This is a genomic window from Agromyces ramosus (assembly GCF_030817175.1).
In the GTDB taxonomy this organism is placed as follows: Bacteria; Actinomycetota; Actinomycetes; order Actinomycetales; family Microbacteriaceae; genus Agromyces; species Agromyces ramosus_A.
Window position 1 is genome coordinate 1,491,852 of record NZ_JAUSYY010000001.1, and the last position, 20,077, is coordinate 1,511,928.

Genomic DNA, 20,077 nt, shown 5'->3' on the forward strand with positions numbered 1-20,077 from the left:
TGTCGTTACCGCGCACGTGCCGCGACGCGCCGCTTGGCGAATCGCAGCGCGGCGGCTCCGGCGAAGAGCAGCAGCGCGGCGATGACCGTCGGCGGCAGGGAGCGCCGTCGAGGCGAGGCCGCTGCCGGTGCCGGTGCCACGGCGATCCCGCGCTGCACCCCTCCAGTTCGGGGCACAAGCGTGAGTTCGATTCGGGGTACAACCGGCGAGGTGGCCCCGGCGTGCGAATAGGTTTGCAGGGTGCAGATCACAGTGCTCGCGGGCGGCGTCGGAGGGTCGCGCTTCGTGCGCGGCGTGCGTGAGGAGTGCGCTCGGCGCTGGCCCGACGGCATGGGCGGCACCGAGGCATCCGTCACCGTCGTCGTGAACACCGGCGACGACATCTGGCTCGCCGGGGTGCGGCTGATGCCCGACTTCGACTCGCTGTTGTACTCGCTCGCCGGGGTCAACGACACCGAGCGGGGCTGGGGCCGAGCCGGCGAGACCGAGCGCGTCGCGGCGGAGCTGCGCGAGTGGGGTGTCGGCTGGCCGTGGTTCACGCTCGGCGACCTCGATCTCGGCACGCACCTCGCCCGAACGGCATGGTTGCGCGAAGGGGCCTCCCTGTCCGAGGTCGCCACCCGCCTGCAGACGCGCTGGCCGCTCGGCGTGCGGCTGCTCCCTGCAACCGACACCGAGGTCGACACCTACGTCGAGGTGACCGACGCCGACGCGCCCGGCAGCACGCGGGAGATGCACTTCCAGGAGTGGTGGACCCGACATCGCGCAGCCCTGCCGGCGGTCGCATTCCGGCAGCGGAACATCGAGGTGGCGCGACCCGCGAATGGCGTCGCCGAGGCGATCACCGGCGCCGACCTCGTCCTCGTCGCGCCGTCGAACCCGGTCGTGTCGATCGGCACGATCCTTGCGATCCCGGGCATCCGCGAGGCGATCGCCGAGACGCCGGCACCGGTCGTCGGCATCTCTCCGATCATCGGGGGCAAGGTCGTGCGCGGCATGGCCGACGCGTGCCTCCCCGCCATCGGCGTCGAGACGAGCGCCGCAGCCGTCGGGCGGCACTACGGGGCGCGCGCGACCGGTGGCGTGCTCGACGCCTGGCTCGTCGACGAGACGGATGCCGCATCGGTGCCCGCACTCGAGGCATCCGGTTTGCTCGTGGCATCCGTGCCCCTCTGGATGCGTGACCTCGGCACCTCCGCCGCCCTCGCCGGCGCGGCCATCGATCTCGGCGCGGAGTGGCGTGGCGGGCATAGGATGTGACTGACCCACCGGTCTGGATCTGACCGGTGCGTGTGGCCCGGGATTGGGCCGCGAGTCCCCGACCTGGTCGGATCATCGCTTGCACGCCATCCCGGAGGCTCCATGCCCATTCGCCGTTCCCGCCGCGTCACGACTGTCGCCCTCGCCGTCGCCGTGCCGATCGCGGCACTGCTGTTCGCCGGGTGCGCGAGCGGCAGCGCCGCCGAGAAACACGACGCCGACGCCACGACCACCGGTGCGGCATCCGGATTCCCGCTGACGATCGACAACTGCGGCACCGAGGTGACGTTCGAATCGGCCCCCGAGCGGGTCGTCACGATCAAGTCGTCGACGCTCGAGCTCATGCTCGCGCTCGGCGTCGGAGATCGCGTGATCGGCAGCGCGTTCAGCGACGGGCCGGTGCCCGACGAGTTCGCCGAAGCGGCATCCGACCTCGAGGTGCTCTCCGACAAGGTGCCTTCACAGGAGGTCACCCTCGCCGCCGAGCCCGACCTCGTGTTCGCCGGCTGGGAGTCGAACCTCACCGCCGAAGGCGCCGGCGACCGCGATACGCTCGACAAGCTCGGCGTCGCGAGCTACGTCGCACCGGCGGCCTGCAAGGGCGAGGGGTACATGCCGAACCCCCTCACCTTCGACGAGGTGTTCCGCGAGTTCGAGGAGGCGGGCGCGATCTTCGGCGTTCCGGATGCCGCGACCGAGCTCGTGGCGTCGCAGCGGGCGGCGCTCGACGCGATCGAGCCGAGCGACGACGGCCTCACCGCCCTCTGGTACAGCTCGGGCGACGACACCCCGTTCGTCGGCGCGGGCATCGGGGCACCGCAGATGATCATGGAGGCCGCGGGTCTCGAGAACATCGCCGCCGACGTCGACGACACGTGGACGTCGATGGGATGGGAGGCGATCGTCGCCGCGAACCCCGACGTCATCGTGCTCGTCGACGCCGCGTGGAACACCGCAGAGCACAAGATCGAGCAGCTCGAGTCGAACTCCGCGACGTCGGCGCTGCCCGCCGTGCAGCAGCAGCGCTACGTCGTCGTGGACTTCCCGGCGACCGAGGCGGGCGTGCGCAACGTCGATGCGGTGGCGTCGATCGTCGAGCAGCTCGGGGGGCTCGGGTCCTGATGCCGCTGCCGCCGCCGCACCCCGAGATCGACGAGCGCGCATCCCGCCGTTCGGGCGCCGAATCCGGCCCGAGCCGGCGCAATGTGACGCGTTCGGCGGCGGCAGCCGGGGAGGGCGACGCCGACCGGCGCACGACGGAGGGCGGCGGCGTCCGCACGGGTGCGTGGGCCATCGGGCTCGGCGTGCTGCTCATGGCATCCGTCATCGTCGCCGTCACCATCGGGCCGGCCGGCCTCAGCGCGGCCGACGTGTGGGCGAGCATCCTCGCGCACCTCGGCATCGGCGAACCGACGCTCACACCGCTGCGCGACGGCATCGTCTGGGAGCTGCGGATGCCTCGAGTGCTCACCGCTGCCGCGGTCGGCGCGGGCCTCGCGCTCTGCGGCGCCGTCATGCAGGCCCTCACGCGCAACCCGCTCGCCGACCCGTACCTGCTCGGGCTCTCGTCGGGCGCGTCGGTCGGCGCGGTCGTCGTGATCGTGCTCGGCGTGGGCCTGCTGCTCCCGTTCGCCGCGTTCGCGGGCGCCCTGATCGCCCTTGCCGCGACGCTCGCCCTCGCGAACGCCGCAGGCGCGCTCACGCCGACGCGCACGGTGCTCGCGGGGCTCGCCGTGTCGTCGGTCTTCGGGGCGGTGACGAGTCTCGTCATCTTCTGGAGCGCCACGGGTGACAGCTACCGGGAGATCCTGAACTGGCTGCTCGGGTCGCTCGCCGGCACCGATTGGTGGTCGGTCGCGATCGCGGGCGGTGCCGTCATCGTGATCGGGCTGCCGCTGCTCGCGAGCGCGAGGACCCTCGACGCGTTCGCGTTCGGCGACACCGCGGCGGCGGCGCTCGGCGTGCACGTGGTCCGGAGCCGCGCGCTGCTGCTCACCGGTACGGCGCTGCTCACGGGCGCGCTCGTCGCGGTGAGCGGTGCGATCGGCTTCGTCGGCCTGATCCTGCCGCACGCGGTGCGGCTCATCGTGGGCGCGCGTCACCGCGCACTGCTGCCGCTGTCGGCGCTCGCCGGCGCGATCTTCCTCATCTGGGCCGACACCGCGGCCCGCACACTGTTCGACCCGCGCGAGCTGCCGGTCGGCATCATCACCGCCCTCATCGGCGGGCCGGTGTTCGCCGTCATCATGCTGCGGAACCGGAGCCTGTCATGACCCCCGCCGGCCCGAACGAGGCACTGCGCGCCGAGCGTGTGCGCTTCACGCGCTCGGCACGGCTCATCATCGACGACATCGACTGCACCGTGCCCGCCGGGCATGTCGGTGCACTCCTCGGCCCGAACGGCGCCGGCAAGAGCACGCTCCTGCACCTCATCGCGGGCATCGAGCGAGCGGATGCCGGAGCTGTGCGTTTCGGCGAGCGCGACCTCACCGCCCTGCGCCGACGCGATCGGGCGCGAGTGATCGCGCTCGCCGAGCAGGACGTGCACGACGCCCCGGGCCTGCGCGTCGCGGAGGTCGTCGCCCTCGGCCGCACCCCGCACCTCGGCGCCTTCGCCGCGGCGGGCGAGCTCGACCGGGCGATCGTGCGCCGCTGCCTGGAGGACGCCGGGCTCGTCGAGTTCGCCGACCGCGAGTACGCGACCCTGTCCGGCGGGGAGCGCCAGCGCGTGAACCTCGCCCGGGCGCTCGCGCAGGAGCCCGAGTTGCTGCTGCTCGACGAGCCGACGAACCACCTCGACATCCGCGCGCAGCTCTCGATGCTGCGCCTCCTCCGCGAACTCGCGCACGGCGGGCTCACGGTGCTCGCCGCCCTGCACGACCTGTCACTCGCGGCGGGCTACGCCGATCACGTCATCGTGCTCGACGGCGGTCGGGTGGTCGCCGCCGGCGAGCCGCGCGCCGTGCTCACGCCCGAGCTCATCCGCGCGGTGTGGGGTGTCGAGGCGATCGTGCTGGAGCATCCCGACAGCGGACGCCCGATCATCGCGTTCTCGGATGTCGCGAGCGGGCCGATATCGCGTGCGGCTCCCGTCGCCGTCGTCGGCGTCGGCGACGGCGACGGCGACGGCGCCGGTGTCGGTGCTGCAGCCGCTGCCGGGCCGGGCGGCACGACCGAGGCGTAGCCTTGAACGCATGAACGAGCTGCATGAGGTGCACGAGCTGAGCGAGTCGCGCCGGGAGCTGCTCGACTCGATCGCCCGCGAGTTCCTGCACAACTCTCCCGGCGGACGGCGACTGCTCGCGGTCGAGGGCGCGACCGACGAAGCGGCCACCCGGTTCGCCGACGACCTGGCCGCCGCGCTCTCCGACCACGGCCAACCCGTCCTGCGTCAGTCGCTCGGCGACGTCGACGAGCGGACGCTGCGCTCGGCCACTGTGGAGCCGTTCCGCGCTCGCACGCTGCCCGGCGCCGAGCACGACGACACGGTGCTCGTGGTCGACGGCCGCCGGCTGCTGAACCAGTCGGTGCGCGGCATCTGGCACTTCACGGTCTGGATCCTCGCCGGCGACGAGCTGCCGCACGCGTCCGTGAACGTGGTCGTCGACGCGACCGACGAGTCGGCCCCGAAACGGTACTTCTACGACCTGTGCAAGCTGCCGCCGAGCTTCGGCGAGCGGCGCGCGGCTGCGGCATCCGTCACGACAGCACGTCCTTCGTGAGGAACCGTCCGACGGCGAGCGCGCCGAACACGACGACGTAGCCGCCCTGCAGCAGCGCGTTGTCGGCGAACGAGTCCCACACGGCAGGGTCGCGCAGGAGATCGCCGAAGCCGAGCCAGTAGGTGGTGAAGAGCCACGGGTGCAGCCAGTCGAGCTGTGGCAGCGCACCCATGATCTGCGACACGACCGCGAGGATCGCCGTGGCGGCCATCGCCCCGACGGGCACCGTCGTGAGCGTCGAGAGGAAGAGCCCGATCGCCGACATGCCGAGCAGCGAGACGGTGACGTACGCGGCGATCGCGAGGAAGCGCAGGAGGCCGTCGCCGACGCTCACGGTCGTTCCCGAGAGGAGCGTGACGGGGCCGATCGGGAACAGCGCCCAGCCGATGAGCGTGCCGACGACGACCACGGTCAGGGTGGCGGCGCCGCTGAAGACGGCCACGGCCGCGTACTTCACGATCAGCAGGCGGATGCGTCCGGCCGGTGCGATGAGCAGGTAGCGCAGCGTTCCGTGGCTCGCCTCACCGGCGATGGTGTCGCCGGCGACGACACCGATCGTGAGGGGCAGGAAGAGCGGCATCGCGACGAGGATCGCGGTGACCCCGACGAAGAGCCCGTTGTCGGTGATCTGGCTGAGGAACGGCGGACCGCCCCCGCTCTCAGGGCCGCCCGCGAGCCGAACGGCCACGGCGATGAGGATGGGGATGAGCGCGAGCGCGCCGAGCAGCGCCCAGGTGCGCCGCCGTCGGAAGAGCGTGAGCACCTCGGAGCCGAAGAGCGACAGCGTGCCGCCACGCGAGGAGGCGCGGGGCGCCTCGGTCGCGACCCCCGCCGCCGCCTCACTGGACAACGTCGAACCCCTCGCCCGTGAGCTCGACGAACCGCTGCTCGAGGCTCGCGCGCTCGAGCTCGAAGCCACGCACGCGCACCCCGGCCGCCACGAGCGCGGCGACGATCGCCTCGGGAGCCGGTGCCGCGTCGCCCGACGAGCCCGACGAGCCGGGGGCATCGAGCGCTGCGGAGACGAGCGCGTCGCCCGCGGCATCCGTCATCGACCGGATGCCGCCGGCTGCAGCACCATCGTCGAGTCCATGGCCCAGCTCGAGCCCCAACCGCGCCAGCACCTCTCGGGCACGATCCGCATCGGGCGTGCGCACCAGCACGCGCGTCTCGCCGCCCCCGCGGAACTCGTCGAGCGTGCCCTGCGCCACGAGGCGCCCGGCGCTCATCACCCCGACGTGCGAGCACACCTGGTCGACCTCGGCGAGCAGGTGACTCGACACGAACACGGTCGTGCCATCGTCGGCGAGCGAGCGGATGAGCGACCGCACCTCGCGCGTGCCCTGCGGGTCGAGCCCGTTGGTCGGCTCGTCGAGCACGAGGAGCTCGCGCCGCATGAGCAGGGCGTTCGCGAGTCCGAGCCGCTGCTTCATGCCGAGCGAGTAGGCATGCACCTTCTTCTCGGCGGCGTGCGAGAGACCCACCCGCTCGAGCGCATCGGCGACCCGAGTGGCGCGGGAGCCCCGGGGCGCGTGCCGGTCGGCGGCGTCGAAGCGCCGCAGGTTCGCCGTGCCCGACAGGTACGGCGAGAACGCGGGTCCCTCCACGAGTGCGCCGACGCGCGGCAGCACGGTGTCGACGTGCCGGGGCATCTCGGCGCCGAGCAGACGGGCGTCACCCGCGGTCGCCGCGACGAGGCCGAGGAGCATCCGGATCGTCGTCGTCTTGCCCGACCCGTTCGGCCCGAGGAAGCCGAACACGGCGCCCCGCGGCACCGCGAGGTCGAGGCCGTCGACGGCGAGCTGCGAACGGAAGCGCTTGGTGAGGCCGTGCGTCTCGATCGCGAGTTCGGGCACGCGGGGGCGCCCGGTCAGTTCCCGCTCGCGACGGCGAGCAGCCGATCGGGGGGCACCGCGCCGGCGAGCACACGGCCGTCATCGGTGAGGAGCACGGTGACGAGCGAGGTCGAGAGGATGCGTCCGCCGTCGACGGGCTCGGTGAGCGTCTCGAGCATCGCGGATGCCTCCGCGCCGAGGCCTGCGGCGCCCGCCGCGCCCACCGGCAGCTCGACCACGGCCGACCAGCCCTCGCCATGCACGATCGGACGAGGCATCCCCGCGCCTGCATCGTCGGCTGAGCCGGCGGCGGCCTGCCACTGCTCGAGCTCGGCCACGGTCGGTATCGGCACGACGTGTTCGGTCACCTCGGTGCCCTCGGGCGGGGTGAACTCGAACACCGAGGCATCCGGTGCCTCGAACGAGACGTCGGTGAACGCGACGCTGAACGCCGGCTCGTCGGCGCCGCGAGCGGTGACGGATGCCGCGAGCGCGACCCCCGTCTCGCCGTCGATTGCGACCGTGATGTCGCCGACGAGGGTGTCGGTGTCACGCGGCTCGAGCACGAGCTCGTAGACCTCGCGTCCGGCGACTCGGCCGTCGGTGCCCACCGACACCTCGGTCGTCTCGTCGAGCTTCGCGAGCGCGTCGTCGAGCACCTGTTCCGGCGTCGGCAACGGCGTGCCGAGTTCGGCCTCGAGTCGCTGCCTCGCCTCGTCGGCGTGCGCCTCGGCTTCGGCCTCGAACGCGTCGAGCGCGGCCTCGTCGACGGTGACGTGCGTCGCGGCCCGCTCGGCGGAGTCGTAGAGCCAGGCGCCCTCGTCGGAGAGGTAGACGTCGCGCTCGGCGAGGCGATCGAGCACCTGCAGGCGTGCGTTCGAGTCGTCGAGGTACACGCGGGCGGTGTGCGCACCGGTGGCGAGCGAGATCAGGTCGTCGAGATCGGTGGCGGATGCCCCGCCCTCGCCGCCGTGACCGAAGTCGTCGCTCTCCGCACCGACGGTGCCACCACCGCCCATGGCGCCGGTCAGGCCCGAGAGGTCGGGGAGGCCGAGTTCGGAGCGTTGCTCGATCGTGCCCGAGAGCGCCTCGACGTCGCTCGAAGCGGCGAACTCGAGGAGCTCGGCCGGTGTGAGATCGGGCAGGTCGACGGCGGCGTTCGCCTGCATCGGCACGAGCACGACAGCCACGCCGATCGCGATCGGTGCGGCGATTGCGGGGATCCAGCGGCTGAGCCTGCGGGACGCCCGGGAGTCCGGGGCGCGCATGAATTCAGGGTACGCCGGTCGAGCACCCCGGGACCCGATCGGTGGGGAACACTCAGGATCGCCGGCTGCCGCCCGACCGTTGCCGCCGGGACCGCCCGGGGCTAGCGTGGGTGCACCGGCAGGTTGTACCCATTTCGAGGGGGCTCTCATGGTCAACGTCGTCCGTCGCCGCTCCGCGCTCCGCCGCGCCGCTCTCGTTCTCGCCGGCGTGCTCGCCGCCGGAGCGGTCGCGACCGCCGCGCCCGCGTCCGCCTCATCGCCATCGCTCACCCCGCCACAAGGGGCGATGACCGTTGCGATGGGGCGACCGACACCACCGGCGCCGTCGACCTCCGTCGGCACCGGCGGGGCGGTGTCATCCGTCGATGCCTCGGCGAGCGCCGTCGGCCTCGAGGTCCTCCGCGACGGCGGCAACGCGGTCGACGCCGCGGTGGCCACGGCCGCCGCACTCGGCGTGACCGAGCCGTACAGCGCCGGCATCGGCGGCGGCGGGTACTTCGTCTACTTCGACGCCACGACCGGTGAGGTGACCACGATCGACGGACGCGAGACGGCGCCCGCGGGCATGCCGACCGACGCGTTCATCGACCCCGCGACCGGCACGCCGTACCCGTTCGCGAACGCCGTGTCATCCGGCCTGTCGGTCGGGGTGCCGGGCACGCTCGCGACCTGGGAGGCGGCGCTCGACCGGTTCGGCACCGAGTCGCTGCGCGACATGCTCAAGCCCGCCACGCTGCTCGCCACGAGAGGGTTCACCGTCGACGAGACGTTCCGCAAGCAGACCCTCGACAACGAGGCCCGGTTCCGCGCGTTCCCCGACACCGCCGAGCTGTTCCTCCCGGGCGGTGAAGCACCAGAGGTCGGGTCGATCTTCAAGAACCTCGACCTCGCCCGAACGCTGCGGCTCATCGCGCTGCGGGGCACCGACGCATTCTACGAGGGTGAGCTCGCAGCCGAGATGGCCGACATCGTGCAGGAGCCGCGCATCGACCGCGCGGTCTCGTCACTGCCCGCGATGCCGGGCTTCATGACGACCGACGACCTCGCGGCATACGAGGTGCTCGAGCAGGCGCCGACGCACGTGGAGTACCGCGGCCTCGACGTCTACGGCATCGCCCCGTCCTCGTCGGGCGGCACCACCGTCGGCGAGTCGCTGAACATCCTCGAGAACCACGACCTCGCGTCGGCCGAGACCGGGCAGGCCCTGCACCTGTTCTTCGAGTCGACCGCTCGCGCGTTCGCCGACCGCAACGCGTATGTCGGCGACCCGGCGTTCGTCGACGTTCCGACCGAGATCCTGCTCAGCCAGGACTTCGCCGACGCACGCAACTGCACGATCAACCCGCTGCAGGCGTCGCCGAAGCCGGTTCCCGCTGGCGCGCTCGACGCGGCCGGGTGCGACGCGGTCGCGCTCGATGCGGCCGAGGGCGCCGAGAACCTCTCGACGACGCACCTTTCGGTCGTCGACCAGTGGGGCAACGCGGTCGCGTACACGCTGACGATCGAGTCGACCGGCGGCTCCGCGATGACCGTGCCCGACCGCGGCTTCCTGCTGAACAACGAGCTGACCGACTTCAACTTCGTGCCGAACCCGGCCGACCCGAACACCGTCGAACCGGGCAAGCGTCCGCGCTCGTCGATGTCGCCCACCATCGTGCTCGACGGCGGCGAGGTGCGGTACGTGCTCGGCTCGCCGGGCGGGGCGACGATCATCACGACGGTCGTCCAGATCCTCATGAACCGCATCGACCTCGGGATGACCCTGCCCGAAGCGGTGGCGGCGCCGCGCGCGTCGCAGCGCAACTCGACCACGACCCCCGGGGCCATCACGACCCCGGCCGAGGCGGCCTTCATCGCGGCCTATGCCGACGACCTCGCGCCGTACGGCCAAAGCCTCACCGCGGTTGCCGCGCCGGGCACCTCGGCCTCCGAGATCGGGGCGGCAGCGGCGATCGAGGTCGACGCGAGCGGACTCATGACGGCGGTCGCCGAGCCGGTGCGCCGCGGTGGCGGCACCGGACTCGTGGTCGAGCCGGCCCCCTGACGCGGCCCAGCTAGCGAAATTTCGGAGGCGAACGAGGGTGGCCATCGACAGGGTGGCGCCCCCGGCGAACCCGCGGATCGCGAGGCGACGTTCCGAATGGGCCGGCCGCGTGTTCTGCGAGATTCAGTCTCGAGCCGTCACTCCTCGACGGGCAGCTTGGTGGACCCAGTTGCGATCGAGCCTGCGACCCGAGTCAAGAGAACTCGGAGCTGGTCCTGCTCCGCAGGGCTCAGTCCGTTCGTCGTCAGCTCTTCCAGCCGGTGCCACACCTCATTGACTGGCTCCTGCAGGGCGCGCCCTGCAGGAGTCAGGGATACCAGTACCACCCGCCGGTCTGTCGCTGACCGCTCTCGCGCAATGAAGCCGGCGCTCTCGAGGCGAGCCAGCATCTTCGCCGTCGTCGGGGGTTCGACCATCAGCTGCCTGGTCAGGTCGGCTTGGGCCTGCGGCGACTCGTTCCAGAGCAGCATCAGCACGAACTGCTGACCTGCCGCCAGCCCCAGGTCTTGCAGAAGCGAGCCGGCGAGCTTCCGGTGAGCTTTCGCGACTGCAGGAATCAGCGAGCTGATCAGCTCGCCGTCGAGCCCGATCGACTCGGGAGAGGTGTCTTGCAGACTCATCGCGCTCCTCTGGGAATAATCATTAGCCGACTAATGCTTGAGATCATTAGCCGACTAATGCTTGGGGCCGTCAGCCGGCTGATTCGAAAGCCCTGACGATTAGAAGGAGTTAATCATGAATGCGGAAACCGTCAAGACGATCGCCGTCTTCGCCGCCACCGGGAGCCAGGGAGGGGCGGTCACCGACGCCCTCCTCGCAGCAGGCGCCCACGTTCGCGCCCTCCTCCGCAACCCCGACTCCGACAAGGCCCGAGCTCTCGCTGAGCGCGGTGTCGATCTGGTCCGAGTCGACGTCGACGACTCCCAGTCTCTTGAGGCTGCTCTCCGGGGAGTCGACGCCTTCTGGTTCATGACAACCCCTCCTGGCGGAATGCAGACGCCGACACCGTCGGCGAGACCAAGCAGGGCATCGCCCTGGCAGACGCCGCGGCTGCCGCGAAGGTGCCCCACGTCGTCTTCAACTCCGTCGGCGGCGCCGAGCGCGACTCCGGCGTCCCGCACTTCCACTCGAAGTACCTCGTCGAGCAGCACCTCGCCACCCTTGGGCTCCACAGGACCATCGTCCGTCCGGTGTTCTTCGTCGAGAACTTCACCTGGATGGGCCCGTCGCTGGAAGACGGTGCCCTCGTGGTGCGCCTGCCCATCCCCGACGGCATCAAGCTGCAGATGATCGCCGTTCGCGACGTCGGCATCATCGCCGCCGCTGCTCTCCTCGACCCGGAGGCCGTGCCGGAGGTCATCGAGATCGCCGGCGACGAGCTCACCGGCAGCGAGATCGCCGCAGTGCACGGTGAGAAGTTGGGCTTGCCTGCACGCTATGAGGCGCTGCCCGTCGCCGTTCTCGATGGTCAGGAGGACTTGCAGGCCATGTTCCGCTGGTTCGCTGAGACCCCCGCCTACCAGGCCGACCTCCAGGAGGTTCGCCGCATTCACCCGAACAGCTGGACTCTCCAGACCTGGCTCGACTCCAACAACACACTTCCCGGGAACTGACCGTCAGAGGCGAGCCGCCGAGCGGCGCTCTTCGACCCGCAGGAAATCCATCGATCTGAAAATCCGTTCAGGGGGCCATGGGGACGGCGCGGCCTGCGTCATTCCCCATGGGAACAGGTTTCGACGCAGCCGGCACCGTGATCGAGGTCGGACCTGGCGTCGACGACGTGGCCATACCGTCGGCAAACTCGTCGTCATCCCCTGACCCCTTCCGGACGTGCCTACGGCCGCCGAGCGGACTCATCCGGCCACCTTCGGTCAGCGGTCGTGAGAGCAGCGAGGGGCCGCGTGGTGTCAATCTCGCTGCGTACACTGTGTGCCTGTCTGTGATGTCAACGTGCACACCGACGGTGTGCCGTTCGACCGAAGGACTGAGCCGTGCCCGACCGACCTGAGATCGTCTGCATCTGCGGCTCTACCCGGTTCGTGCACGAGATGCGTGCGGCGAACCGTGATCTGACCTTCGCAGGTGTCATCGTCGTCGCTCCAGGCGAAGCAGACGAGTTGATCACCAACGAGCAGAAGACCGCGCTGGACGCCCTCCACCTGCGCAAGATCGACCTGGCTGACCGGGTTCTGGTCGTCAACCCCGGCGGGTATATCGGCGAGTCCACGAGCAGGGAGATCGCCTATGCCCACGCCACCGGCAAGCCGATCTCGTTCACCCATCCCGTCTGACCAGTAGACGCTTCGTGGTGCGCGGGCAACGAGTCTCGGTCAGCCTCGGAGAGTGTTACTCGGCGGCGGCGTGTACTTGAATCCGACGTGCGACGGTGCGAACCCGAGTCGCTCGTAGAAGCGGTGCGCGTCCACGCGCGCGGCATCCGATGTGAGCTGCACGAGCGCCGCGCCAACGCCGGGCGCGGCATCCATCGCCCACCGGATCATCCGGCCGCCGATGCCGCCCGAGCGCCGGTCGCTGCGCACCCGCACGGCCTCGATCTGCAGCCGCATCGCCCCGCGGCGCGCCATGCCGGGGATGAGCGTGAGCTGCATCGTGCCCATGACGCCATCGGCCTCGGACTCCGCGACGAGCAGGAGCTGCGCCGGATCGCGATCGATCGCGGCGAACGCGCGCTCGTAGGCCGGCCGGTCCTCAGGACGATTCAGGTCGCCCCGCCCGGCGCTCACCGCGTCGTCGCCGAGCAGCCGGAGGATCGCATCGACATCGCGCAGCGTGGCACGACGCATCCGAACCTCGGGGGTGAGGTCGACCGGAAGCTCAGGCCACGCGTGGCTCACAGCGCGCGGAGCCGGGGCGCGAGGTCTCGGGCGAAGAGCTCCTGGAAGCGCGCCTGGTCGTGGCCGGGGGCGTGGAAGACGAGGTGGTTGAACCCGGCGTCGACGTAGGTCTTGATCGACGCGATGACCTCGTCGGGGTCGCTGCCGACGATCCAGCGCTTGGCGATCTGCTCGATCGGCAGGGCGTCGGCGGCGCGCTCCATCTCGACGGGGTCGGTGATGGAGTGCTTCTGCTCGGGCGTGAGCGAGAGCGGCGACCAGAACCGCGTGTTCTCGAGGGCCGCGGCGGCATCGGTGTCATACGACAGCTTGATCTCGATCATGCGGTCGAGGTCGTCGTACGAGCGGCCGGATGCCTCGACGCCCGCTTTCACGGCGGGGATGAGCTGCTCGGTGTAGAGCTCCATGCCCTTGCCCGACGTGCAGATGAAGCCGTTGCCCGCGCGGCCGGCGTACTTCGCGACGGTCGGCCCGCCCGCGGCGATGTAGACCGGCACGCCGCCCTCGGGCCGATCGTAGATCGATGCGTCGTGGGTGGAGTAGTACTCGCCCTCGAAGTTCACCCGGTCGCCGGTCCAGAGCTCGCGCATGAGCCGCACCGACTCGCGCAGCCGCGCGAAGCGCTCCTTGAACTCGGGCCACTCCTGCTCGCCCGCGCCGCGGAAGCCCGTGGCGATCTCGTTCAGCGCCTCGCCGGTGCCGAAGCCCGCGATGACGCGGCCGGGGTAGAGGCATCCGAGGCTCGCGAACGCCTGCGCGAGCACGGCGGGGTTGTACCGGAACGTCGGCGTCATCACGCTCGTGCCGATCTTGATCGTCGAGGTGCGCTCGCCCACGGCGGCGATCCAGGTGAGCGAGAACGGCGCGTGGCCGCCCTCGTGCCGCCAGGGCTGGAAGTGGTCGCTCGTGAACACCGACTCGAAGCCGTTGGCCTCGGCGGCGACCGCGATCTCGACCAGCTCGCGCGGAGCGAACTGCTCGGCGGAGGCCTTGTATCCGAGTGTGAGCGTCATGTTCCGATCATTTCACGCCCGAGGCGCGAGGGGTCAGCCGGGGCGCAAGGACGATCGCTCGACCACCTCGTGGGTGTGCCGACCCACCCCGAGGGCGAGTGCCTCGGCGAGGCCGTCGACCGTGTCGACATCATGGATCAGGCCGGCGGATGCCTCGAGCTCGACGTAGCCCGCCGCGGCATGCAGCGCCGCCGAGTCCAGCCCGAACCGCGGCTCGAACCGGATGCCCGCCATCGCGGTCGCGAGGGTCGTGCCGGTGCCGTCGGCATCGCGCACGAAGGCGAGCGGATGCCCCACCGCGGCGTCGAGCGCGGCATCGAGCTCGTCGGGGGTGAGCGCGGGCAGGTCGCCGAGGAGCACGGCGACGGGGACCGGCTCCGTCGAACGGGCGTGGTCGATGCCGTGGCGGATGGCGGCGGGCAGGCCCTGGCGTTCTTGGGGCTCGGCGAGGTAGTCGGCGCCGCCCGCGAGCGACGCGTCGTCGCCCACGACGATGACCCGCGACACGCGCCGGGCGGCGAGCGCCGCGGCGATCGTGTCGAGCGCGAATGCCCGGGCGAGCTCGACGCGCGTCGTGGGCGGCACCGACGCGGCGAGCCGGGTCTTCGCCTCGGCCGGCCCCTTCACCGGAATGACGACGCTCCAGCGCACCGCCGGAGGCAGCACGTCGCACCGGAGGCACCGAATCGCGTGCCTCGGGCGCGACACGGTCGCTCCCGTGACCGCTCACGCGCGGAGCCCGGGCAGCACATCGCGGCCGAAGACCTCGAGGAACTCGGCCTGGTTGCGGCCGGCGTTGTGGAGGTAGATGCGATTGAAGCCCAGGTCGAGGCAGCGCTGTATCTGCGCACGATGCACGTCGGGGTCGGCAGAGACGACGAGCCGGCCCTCGAAGTCGTCGGGGCGCACGGTGCGGGCGAGCTGCTCGAACTCGAAGGGCGAGCGGATGTCACTGCGCGGCACGCGCAGCCCGCCGTTCGGCCATTCGACGAGCGCATTGCGCATGGCCTCCTCGTCGGTGGCGGCCCACGAGAGGTGGAGCTGCAGCACCTTCGGCATCGACGACACGTTGCGCCCCGCCTCGCGGGCCCCCTCGCCGAAGCGGGTGAGCAGGGCGGCGAGCTTGTCGGCCGGGGCGCCCGTGGTGATGAATCCGTCGACGGTGCGGCCGGCACGGCGAGCCGTCACGGGCCCGGATGCCGCGACGAGGATCTCTGGCGCGACCTCCGGCATCGTCCACAGCCGCGTGGACTCGAGCTTGAAGTGCTGGCCGGAGTGGCGCACGTCGCGGCCGGCGAGCGAGCCCGCGAACAACCGCTTGATGACGTCGACCGCCTCGAACATGCGGTTGATGCGCTCGGGCGCCTCGGGCCAGTACGCCCCGACGACGTGCTCGTTGAGCGCCTCGCCCGAGCCCAGCCCGAGCCAGTGCCGCCCCGGGTACATCGCGGCGAGCGTCGCGCTCGCCTGGGCGACGGCGGCGGGATGCATCCGATAGCCCGGCGTCGTGACGCCCGGTCCGAAATCACCCCGGGTGCGCGCCCCGACCGCGCCGAGCACGCTCCACACGAACGACGACTGGCCCTGCGCAGGCATCCACGGCTGGAAGTGGTCGGTCGCCATGACCCCTGTGAATCCGTGCGACTCGGCGAGCGCGGCGAGCTCCACCGCCTCGGCGGGCGGGAAGCGCTCGAGCATCGCGGCATAACCGATGTGTGCTGACACCCCACCATCCTCCCGCAAACGGGCGGGCGTCATGCCGAGGTGAGCGGCCCCTCGGCCTGGGACTCGTCGAACCCGTCGCGGTAGCCCTCGTTGTACGCCTCGTCGGCGCCGAGCCGGAACAGGTCGCGTTCGGCCGGTCGCTGGATCGAGCGCGCGCCGGGCAGGTCGAGATCGCCCACGAGGTGCCCGAGCCCGCGCACGACGGCGACCGGCACACCCGAAGACTTGCCCTTCACGAGCTCGGCCGCGCCGGCGAGCTCGTCGGCCACACACGGCATCGTGACGGCGAGGGGCTTGCCCGAGGCATCCGTCGACCCCCGCAGGTCGTCGAAGACGTGCACGCCCGCCGCACCGATCGCGAGATCGGTCTGGCCCTCGCGCCACGGCCGGCCGAGCGTGTCGGAGAGGATGACGCCCACGTGGGCGCCGGTGAGGGCGCGGAGGCCTGTCGCCAGCGCTCGCGCCGAGGCATCGGGATCGACCGGCAACAGCAGCACGGTGCCCTCGGGCGCATTCGACGCGTCGACGCCGGCGGCGGCGCCGATGATGCCCTGGCGGTTCTCGACGATGCGGGTGGCCCCGCCCTCGAACGTGCGCGTCGCCACGACCCGCACCGTCTCGTCGCTGATGGCCTGCTCGCGATCGGCGGCCTCGACGGTGCGCCCTTCGGCCTTCGAGACGACCTTCGAGGTGATCACGAGGATGTCGCCGTCTTCGAGCAGTACGCCGTCGACGATGAGCGCTGCGAGGTCGGCGCCCTTGGTGATCTCGGGCAACCCCTCGACGCCTTCGATGCTGAACTTCACGGCCATCCCCGCCTCTCGTCTGACACGATCTTCGCAGCTTCGTTCCTCGTTCTGCCAGATCGCGCGCCGCGGCGTCTACCCCCTGACACCGGCGGGGCCGCGACGTTAGCATCTCGTATGATCACCGATCCTCGCTTCGACCCCCGACCGGATGGGCGCAACGAGACGCGCACCGAGCGGTTCGACCGCAACTGGAGCGACATCCTGCAGGAACTGCGTGCCGTGCAGACGGGCACGCAGATCATCAGTGGATTCCTACTCGCCGCCGCCTTCCAGCCGCGATTCACCGATCTCGACCCGTACCAGCTCACGCTCTACCTGGTGCTCGTCGTGCTCGCGGCCTCGGCGACGCTGCTCGGGCTCGGGCCGGTGATCCTGCACCGCCGGCTGTTCGGGCAGCTGCAGAAGGAACGGATCGTCCGCATCGGCAGCGGGTTGCTGCTCGCCGATCTCGTCGTGGTCTCGCTGCTCGCGGCGGGCGTCACGAGCCTGATCTTCGATGTCGCGCTCGGCCGCATCGAGGGGTTCATCGCCCTCGGTCTGACGCTCCTCGCGGTCGTGGTCCTCTGGGTCATCGTGCCGCGGACCTCCGCGGAGCGCGACTGACCTCGGCGGAAGCGGGTCGGCGGGCTGTCCTACGCTGGAACCATGCGCATCGCCTCTTGGAACGTCAACTCGATCCGCACCCGCGTCGACCGCGTCGTCGACTGGATGGTGCGTGAAGACGTCGACGTGCTGGCCATGCAGGAGATCAAGTGCAAGCCCGAGCAGTTCCCGATCGAGCAGTTCGAGGAGGCCGGCTACGAGCTCGCCATCCACGGTCTGAACCAGTGGAACGGCGTCGCCATCGCGAGCCGTTCGCCGATCGAGCAGGTCGAGACCAGCTTCGCGGGAATGCCGGGCTTCCTCAAGGGGCTCGAGGGTCCCGACCAGCCGCAGGAGGCCCGGGCCATCGGCGCCACCGTCGACGGCGTGCACGTCTGGAGCCTCTACGTGCCGAACGGCCGCTCGCTCGGCGATCCGCACTACACCTACAAGCTCGACTGGCTCGCGGCGCTCGCCGACTACACGCGCGGCCAGACGACGGCGCGCCCAGAGGTGCCGTTCGCGCTCATGGGCGACTTCAACATCGCCCCGTTCGATGAGGACAACGGCGACCCGGTCGTCGTCGAGGGCCTCTCGACCCACGTCTCGCCGCCCGAGCGCCAGGCCTTCTTCACCCTAGAGAACGCCGGGGTGACCGATGTCGTACGCCCGCGCGTGCCCGAGGGGTACACCTACTGGGACTACAAGCAGCTGAAGTTCCCGCGCAACGAGGGCATGCGCATCGACTTCATCCTCGGATCGGCTGCCTTCGCCGAGGCGGTCACCAGCGCCTCGATCCATCGCAACGAGCGCAAGGGCGTCGCGCCCTCCGACCACGTGCCGGTGCTCGTCGAGCTCGCGCTGGGCGGCGACGACGAAGACCTGCCGATGATCTTCGGCTGAGGCATCCGTCGGCTGCCACCGGCGGAGACCTCCGTCACGTCGACGCGCGCGATAGCAGAGCCGGCACTGCGAGGCCAACCCCCGCCCGGATCGGGAGACGCCCAGCCGACGCGACTACCCTGTGAAGCGTGACGACGTATCCCCACCGCGTCGCGGGCGACCCCTTCGCGGGTACGACCCTCGATGCGCGCTACCGCCTCGACAGCCTGATCGGTCGTGGCGGCATGGCGACCGTCTACCGAGGTGAAGACCTCACGCTCGGCCGGCAGGTCGCCGTGAAGGTGTTCGCCGAAGCCGCGGAGGGCATCGACGATCTCGAGCGGCGACGCTCGGAGACCGCGCTGCTCGCGAGCCTCTCGCACCGCGCGCTCGTGCGCCTGTACGACGCCTCGCGCGACAAGCGCACCGGGCGCGAATACCTCGTCATGGAGCTCATCGACGGCACGGACCTCCGTCAGGCGCTGCGGACCGGGCCACTGGGTGCAGCGGATGCCGCCGACCTCCTCGCCGACGTCGGCGAGGCGTTGCACGTGATCCACGCCCGCGGCATCGTGCACCGCGACGTAAAGCCCGCGAACGTGCTGCTCGAGCCCGCCCACCTTCCGACCCGTTCGTGGAATGCGAAGCTCGCCGACTTCGGCATCGCCCGCCTCATCGACGACGCTCGGCTCACCCGCACCGGCCTGCTCGTGGGCACCCCCGGCTACCTCAGTCCCGAGCAGGTCAGTGGCAAGCCGACCGGCGGCGCCGCCGACGTCTACGCGCTCGGGCTCCTCGTGCTCGAAGCGCGCACCGGCCAGACCGCCTTCCCCGGCGCCAGCGTGGAGGCGGCCGCAGCACGGCTCGTGCGCGATCCCGACATCCCGGCGAGCCTCGGCGACGACTGGTGCGAGCTCCTCCGCGCGATGACCGCGCGTGAGCCCGAGGCGCGTCCGACGGCACTCGACGTCGCCCTCGCAGCGAGCCGGCTCGACACGTCGTCCGGCTCGACGGCCCCTGACGACAGCCGCCGCCTGGCTGAGACCGTGGCGGTCGACTCCGGCGCCGCCGGTACCGCGACCACCGTTCCCGACCGCGGACACGACCGCGAGAGAGAGCCCATCGGGGCGACCGCGGCGACCAAGGTGCTGCCCGACCAAAACCAGGCGGCGCGCGCCGTCGCGGCCGCACTGCAACCGGCGCCGCGCGCATCACGGCGCTGGGTCCGTCCCGCGATCGCGGCCACCCTGCTCGCCGCGATCGCCGTCGTGGCCGCACTGGTGCTGCCCGGCGCGATCGCCGGGCTGGGCACCGCCCCCGAACCGTCGCTCACCCCGTTGCCGAGCGTGCCCGGCGAACTCGGCGTACATCTCGAGGAGCTCGACGAGGCGGTCACCGAATGACCCGCATCCGCACGATCGTGCCCGCGACGATGCTCGCGGTCTCGCTGGCCCTCGGCCTCAGCGCGTGCGCCTCGAGCGGCGCGCAGCTCAGCGCCGACCTGCACGCTTCGGTCGTGCAGATCTCCGAGCGTGCCGCCACGGGCGACTACGCCGGTGCGCTCGCGGAGCTCGCCCTCCTCGACCGCGACGTCACCTCGGCGAGCGACGACGGACGCCTCGATTCCGAGAGCGAACGCGCGATCCGCGAGGCGATGGAGCTCGTGCGTTCCGACCTCGAGGCCGCCGAGATCGCGACCACCCCGACGCCCGAGCCCGAGCCGGCGCCCGAAGAGGGCGGCGACGACGAGGGCAACGACGGCGACAAGGGCAACGACGACAAGGGCAAGGGCGACAAGGGCAAGGGTGAAGGCAAGGGGAACGACGGCTGACGACGGCGCCTGGCGCGAGGCGCCGGATGATTCGCGGTCGGCGCTCAGCTTGCGCGGCTATCGTCGCGGCATGATGACGGAACTCTGGCTTGCCGCACTCACCGCCGCGTTCCTCGCGGGCCCGATCGTTCTCGCGCTGCGTGCACGCCGACCGCGTCCGGAGCCGGTGCGTGTCCACGGCCGCCATGGGCGCGGACCCACCGGGCGATAGCAGCGACGCGGCCGGACGGCCGCAGCCGCAGCACAACGCC

Annotated in this window: 21 protein-coding genes and 2 pseudogenes; 13 read left to right on the top strand and 10 right to left on the bottom strand. The window is 71.3% G+C overall.

Annotated features, from left to right (window positions below; genetic code table 11):
• Positions 1-5: 5 nt before the first annotated feature.
• On the bottom strand, positions 6-140 hold the full coding sequence (locus QFZ26_RS06985) for a hypothetical protein (RefSeq protein ID WP_307040562.1): 135 nt from the start codon (positions 138-140) through the stop codon (positions 6-8).
• 100 nt (positions 141-240) lie between these two features.
• On the opposite strand from QFZ26_RS06985, the gene cofD reads away from it, so the two are divergent.
• The 5 genes and pseudogenes from cofD to QFZ26_RS07010 all read left to right on the top strand — a co-directional run bounded on the left by cofD (position 241) and on the right by QFZ26_RS07010 (position 4,982).
• Positions 241-1,260, top strand: a complete 1,020-nt coding sequence (gene cofD / locus QFZ26_RS06990) for a 2-phospho-L-lactate transferase (protein WP_307040564.1) — start codon at positions 241-243, stop codon at positions 1,258-1,260.
• A 102-nt stretch (positions 1,261-1,362) separates the two neighbouring features.
• Positions 1,363-2,382 carry a putative F420-0 ABC transporter substrate-binding protein gene (locus tag QFZ26_RS06995; RefSeq protein WP_307040566.1) on the top strand — a complete coding sequence of 340 codons (1,020 nt, stop codon included), beginning with the start codon at positions 1,363-1,365 and terminating at the stop codon, positions 2,380-2,382.
• A 191-nt stretch (positions 2,383-2,573) separates the two neighbouring features.
• Positions 2,574-3,533 carry a putative F420-0 ABC transporter permease subunit gene (locus QFZ26_RS07000; protein WP_307044968.1) on the top strand — a complete coding sequence of 320 codons (960 nt, stop codon included), beginning with the start codon at positions 2,574-2,576 and terminating at the stop codon, positions 3,531-3,533.
• Positions 3,530-4,141: pseudogene (locus QFZ26_RS07005) on the top strand (ABC transporter ATP-binding protein); the annotation flags it as partial. The gene QFZ26_RS07000 and the pseudogene QFZ26_RS07005, both read left to right, overlap by 4 nt.
• Positions 4,142-4,454: 313 nt before the next feature.
• Positions 4,455-4,982, top strand: coding sequence for a hypothetical protein (locus tag QFZ26_RS07010; RefSeq protein WP_307040570.1), 528 nt, complete (start codon positions 4,455-4,457; stop codon positions 4,980-4,982).
• Here the strand turns inward: QFZ26_RS07010 and QFZ26_RS07015 are convergent.
• The 3 genes from QFZ26_RS07015 to QFZ26_RS07025 are packed head-to-tail and all read right to left on the bottom strand — an operon-like array spanning position 4,960 to position 8,085.
• Complete coding sequence (locus QFZ26_RS07015; protein ID WP_373460692.1) at positions 4,960-5,832, bottom strand: ABC transporter permease; 873 nt, start codon at positions 5,830-5,832, stop codon at positions 4,960-4,962. The two genes, QFZ26_RS07010 and QFZ26_RS07015, sit on opposite strands and share 23 nt — an antisense overlap.
• On the bottom strand, positions 5,822-6,838 hold the full coding sequence (locus QFZ26_RS07020) for an ABC transporter ATP-binding protein (RefSeq protein ID WP_307040572.1): 1,017 nt from the start codon (positions 6,836-6,838) through the stop codon (positions 5,822-5,824). The genes QFZ26_RS07015 and QFZ26_RS07020 overlap by 11 nt, the downstream gene beginning before the upstream one ends.
• Before the next feature lie 14 nt (positions 6,839-6,852).
• Positions 6,853-8,085 carry a LolA family protein gene (locus QFZ26_RS07025; RefSeq protein WP_307040574.1) on the bottom strand — a complete coding sequence of 411 codons (1,233 nt, stop codon included), beginning with the start codon at positions 8,083-8,085 and terminating at the stop codon, positions 6,853-6,855.
• A gap of 148 nt (positions 8,086-8,233) precedes the next feature.
• Between QFZ26_RS07025 and ggt the strand changes: the two genes are divergently transcribed.
• A complete protein-coding gene (ggt, locus tag QFZ26_RS07030) occupies positions 8,234-10,129 on the top strand; it encodes a gamma-glutamyltransferase (protein ID WP_307040576.1) in 1,896 nt (631 codons plus the stop codon).
• Between the two features lie 137 nt (positions 10,130-10,266).
• Here the strand turns inward: ggt and QFZ26_RS07035 are convergent, their stop codons facing one another.
• Positions 10,267-10,749: a MarR family winged helix-turn-helix transcriptional regulator gene (locus QFZ26_RS07035; RefSeq protein ID WP_307040578.1), complete on the bottom strand. Its 483-nt coding sequence runs from the start codon at positions 10,747-10,749 to the stop codon at positions 10,267-10,269.
• A gap of 115 nt (positions 10,750-10,864) precedes the next feature.
• On the opposite strand from QFZ26_RS07035, the pseudogene QFZ26_RS18845 reads away from it, so the two are divergent.
• The 3 genes and pseudogenes from QFZ26_RS18845 to QFZ26_RS07045 all read left to right on the top strand — a co-directional run.
• Positions 10,865-11,104 (top strand): annotated as a pseudogene (locus QFZ26_RS18845) (NmrA family NAD(P)-binding protein); the annotation flags it as partial.
• Positions 11,092-11,742 carry an NmrA family NAD(P)-binding protein gene (locus tag QFZ26_RS07040; protein ID WP_307044972.1) on the top strand — a complete coding sequence of 217 codons (651 nt, stop codon included), beginning with the start codon at positions 11,092-11,094 and terminating at the stop codon, positions 11,740-11,742. The pseudogene QFZ26_RS18845 and the gene QFZ26_RS07040, both read left to right, overlap by 13 nt.
• Before the next feature lie 378 nt (positions 11,743-12,120).
• Positions 12,121-12,420: a hypothetical protein gene (locus QFZ26_RS07045; RefSeq protein ID WP_307040581.1), complete on the top strand. Its 300-nt coding sequence runs from the start codon at positions 12,121-12,123 to the stop codon at positions 12,418-12,420.
• 39 nt (positions 12,421-12,459) lie between these two features.
• Here the strand turns inward: QFZ26_RS07045 and QFZ26_RS07050 are convergent, their stop codons facing one another.
• The 5 genes from QFZ26_RS07050 to cofE form a co-directional block, all read right to left on the bottom strand.
• Positions 12,460-12,984 carry a GNAT family N-acetyltransferase gene (locus QFZ26_RS07050; RefSeq protein WP_373460693.1) on the bottom strand — a complete coding sequence of 175 codons (525 nt, stop codon included), beginning with the start codon at positions 12,982-12,984 and terminating at the stop codon, positions 12,460-12,462.
• Positions 12,981-13,997: a glucose-6-phosphate dehydrogenase (coenzyme-F420) gene (fgd, locus tag QFZ26_RS07055; RefSeq protein WP_307040584.1), complete on the bottom strand. Its 1,017-nt coding sequence runs from the start codon at positions 13,995-13,997 to the stop codon at positions 12,981-12,983. Before fgd ends, QFZ26_RS07050 begins: the two co-directional genes overlap by 4 nt.
• A 33-nt stretch (positions 13,998-14,030) precedes the next feature.
• Positions 14,031-14,648 carry a 2-phospho-L-lactate guanylyltransferase gene (gene cofC / locus QFZ26_RS07060; RefSeq protein ID WP_307040586.1) on the bottom strand — a complete coding sequence of 206 codons (618 nt, stop codon included), beginning with the start codon at positions 14,646-14,648 and terminating at the stop codon, positions 14,031-14,033.
• A 75-nt stretch (positions 14,649-14,723) separates the two neighbouring features.
• Positions 14,724-15,722 (bottom strand): TIGR03557 family F420-dependent LLM class oxidoreductase, encoded by a 999-nt coding sequence (locus tag QFZ26_RS07065; protein ID WP_373460694.1) that lies wholly within the window; start codon positions 15,720-15,722, stop codon positions 14,724-14,726.
• Between the two features lie 29 nt (positions 15,723-15,751).
• A complete protein-coding gene (cofE, locus tag QFZ26_RS07070) occupies positions 15,752-16,534 on the bottom strand; it encodes a coenzyme F420-0:L-glutamate ligase (protein ID WP_307040590.1) in 783 nt (260 codons plus the stop codon).
• A gap of 111 nt (positions 16,535-16,645) precedes the next feature.
• Between cofE and QFZ26_RS07075 the strand changes: the two genes are divergently transcribed.
• The 4 genes from QFZ26_RS07075 to QFZ26_RS07090 all read left to right on the top strand — a co-directional run bounded on the left by QFZ26_RS07075 (position 16,646) and on the right by QFZ26_RS07090 (position 19,826).
• Complete coding sequence (locus QFZ26_RS07075) at positions 16,646-17,134, top strand: DUF6328 family protein (protein WP_307040593.1); 489 nt, start codon at positions 16,646-16,648, stop codon at positions 17,132-17,134.
• Between the two features lie 42 nt (positions 17,135-17,176).
• Positions 17,177-18,016, top strand: a complete 840-nt coding sequence (locus QFZ26_RS07080) for an exodeoxyribonuclease III (RefSeq protein WP_307040595.1) — start codon at positions 17,177-17,179, stop codon at positions 18,014-18,016.
• A gap of 128 nt (positions 18,017-18,144) precedes the next feature.
• Positions 18,145-19,398: a serine/threonine-protein kinase gene (locus tag QFZ26_RS07085; protein ID WP_307040597.1), complete on the top strand. Its 1,254-nt coding sequence runs from the start codon at positions 18,145-18,147 to the stop codon at positions 19,396-19,398.
• The gene (locus QFZ26_RS07090; protein ID WP_307040600.1) at positions 19,395-19,826 is read left to right on the top strand and encodes a hypothetical protein; all 432 of its coding nucleotides are present in this window, start codon (positions 19,395-19,397) and stop codon (positions 19,824-19,826) included. The genes QFZ26_RS07085 and QFZ26_RS07090 overlap by 4 nt, the downstream gene beginning before the upstream one ends.
• Positions 19,827-20,077 lie beyond the last annotated feature (251 nt).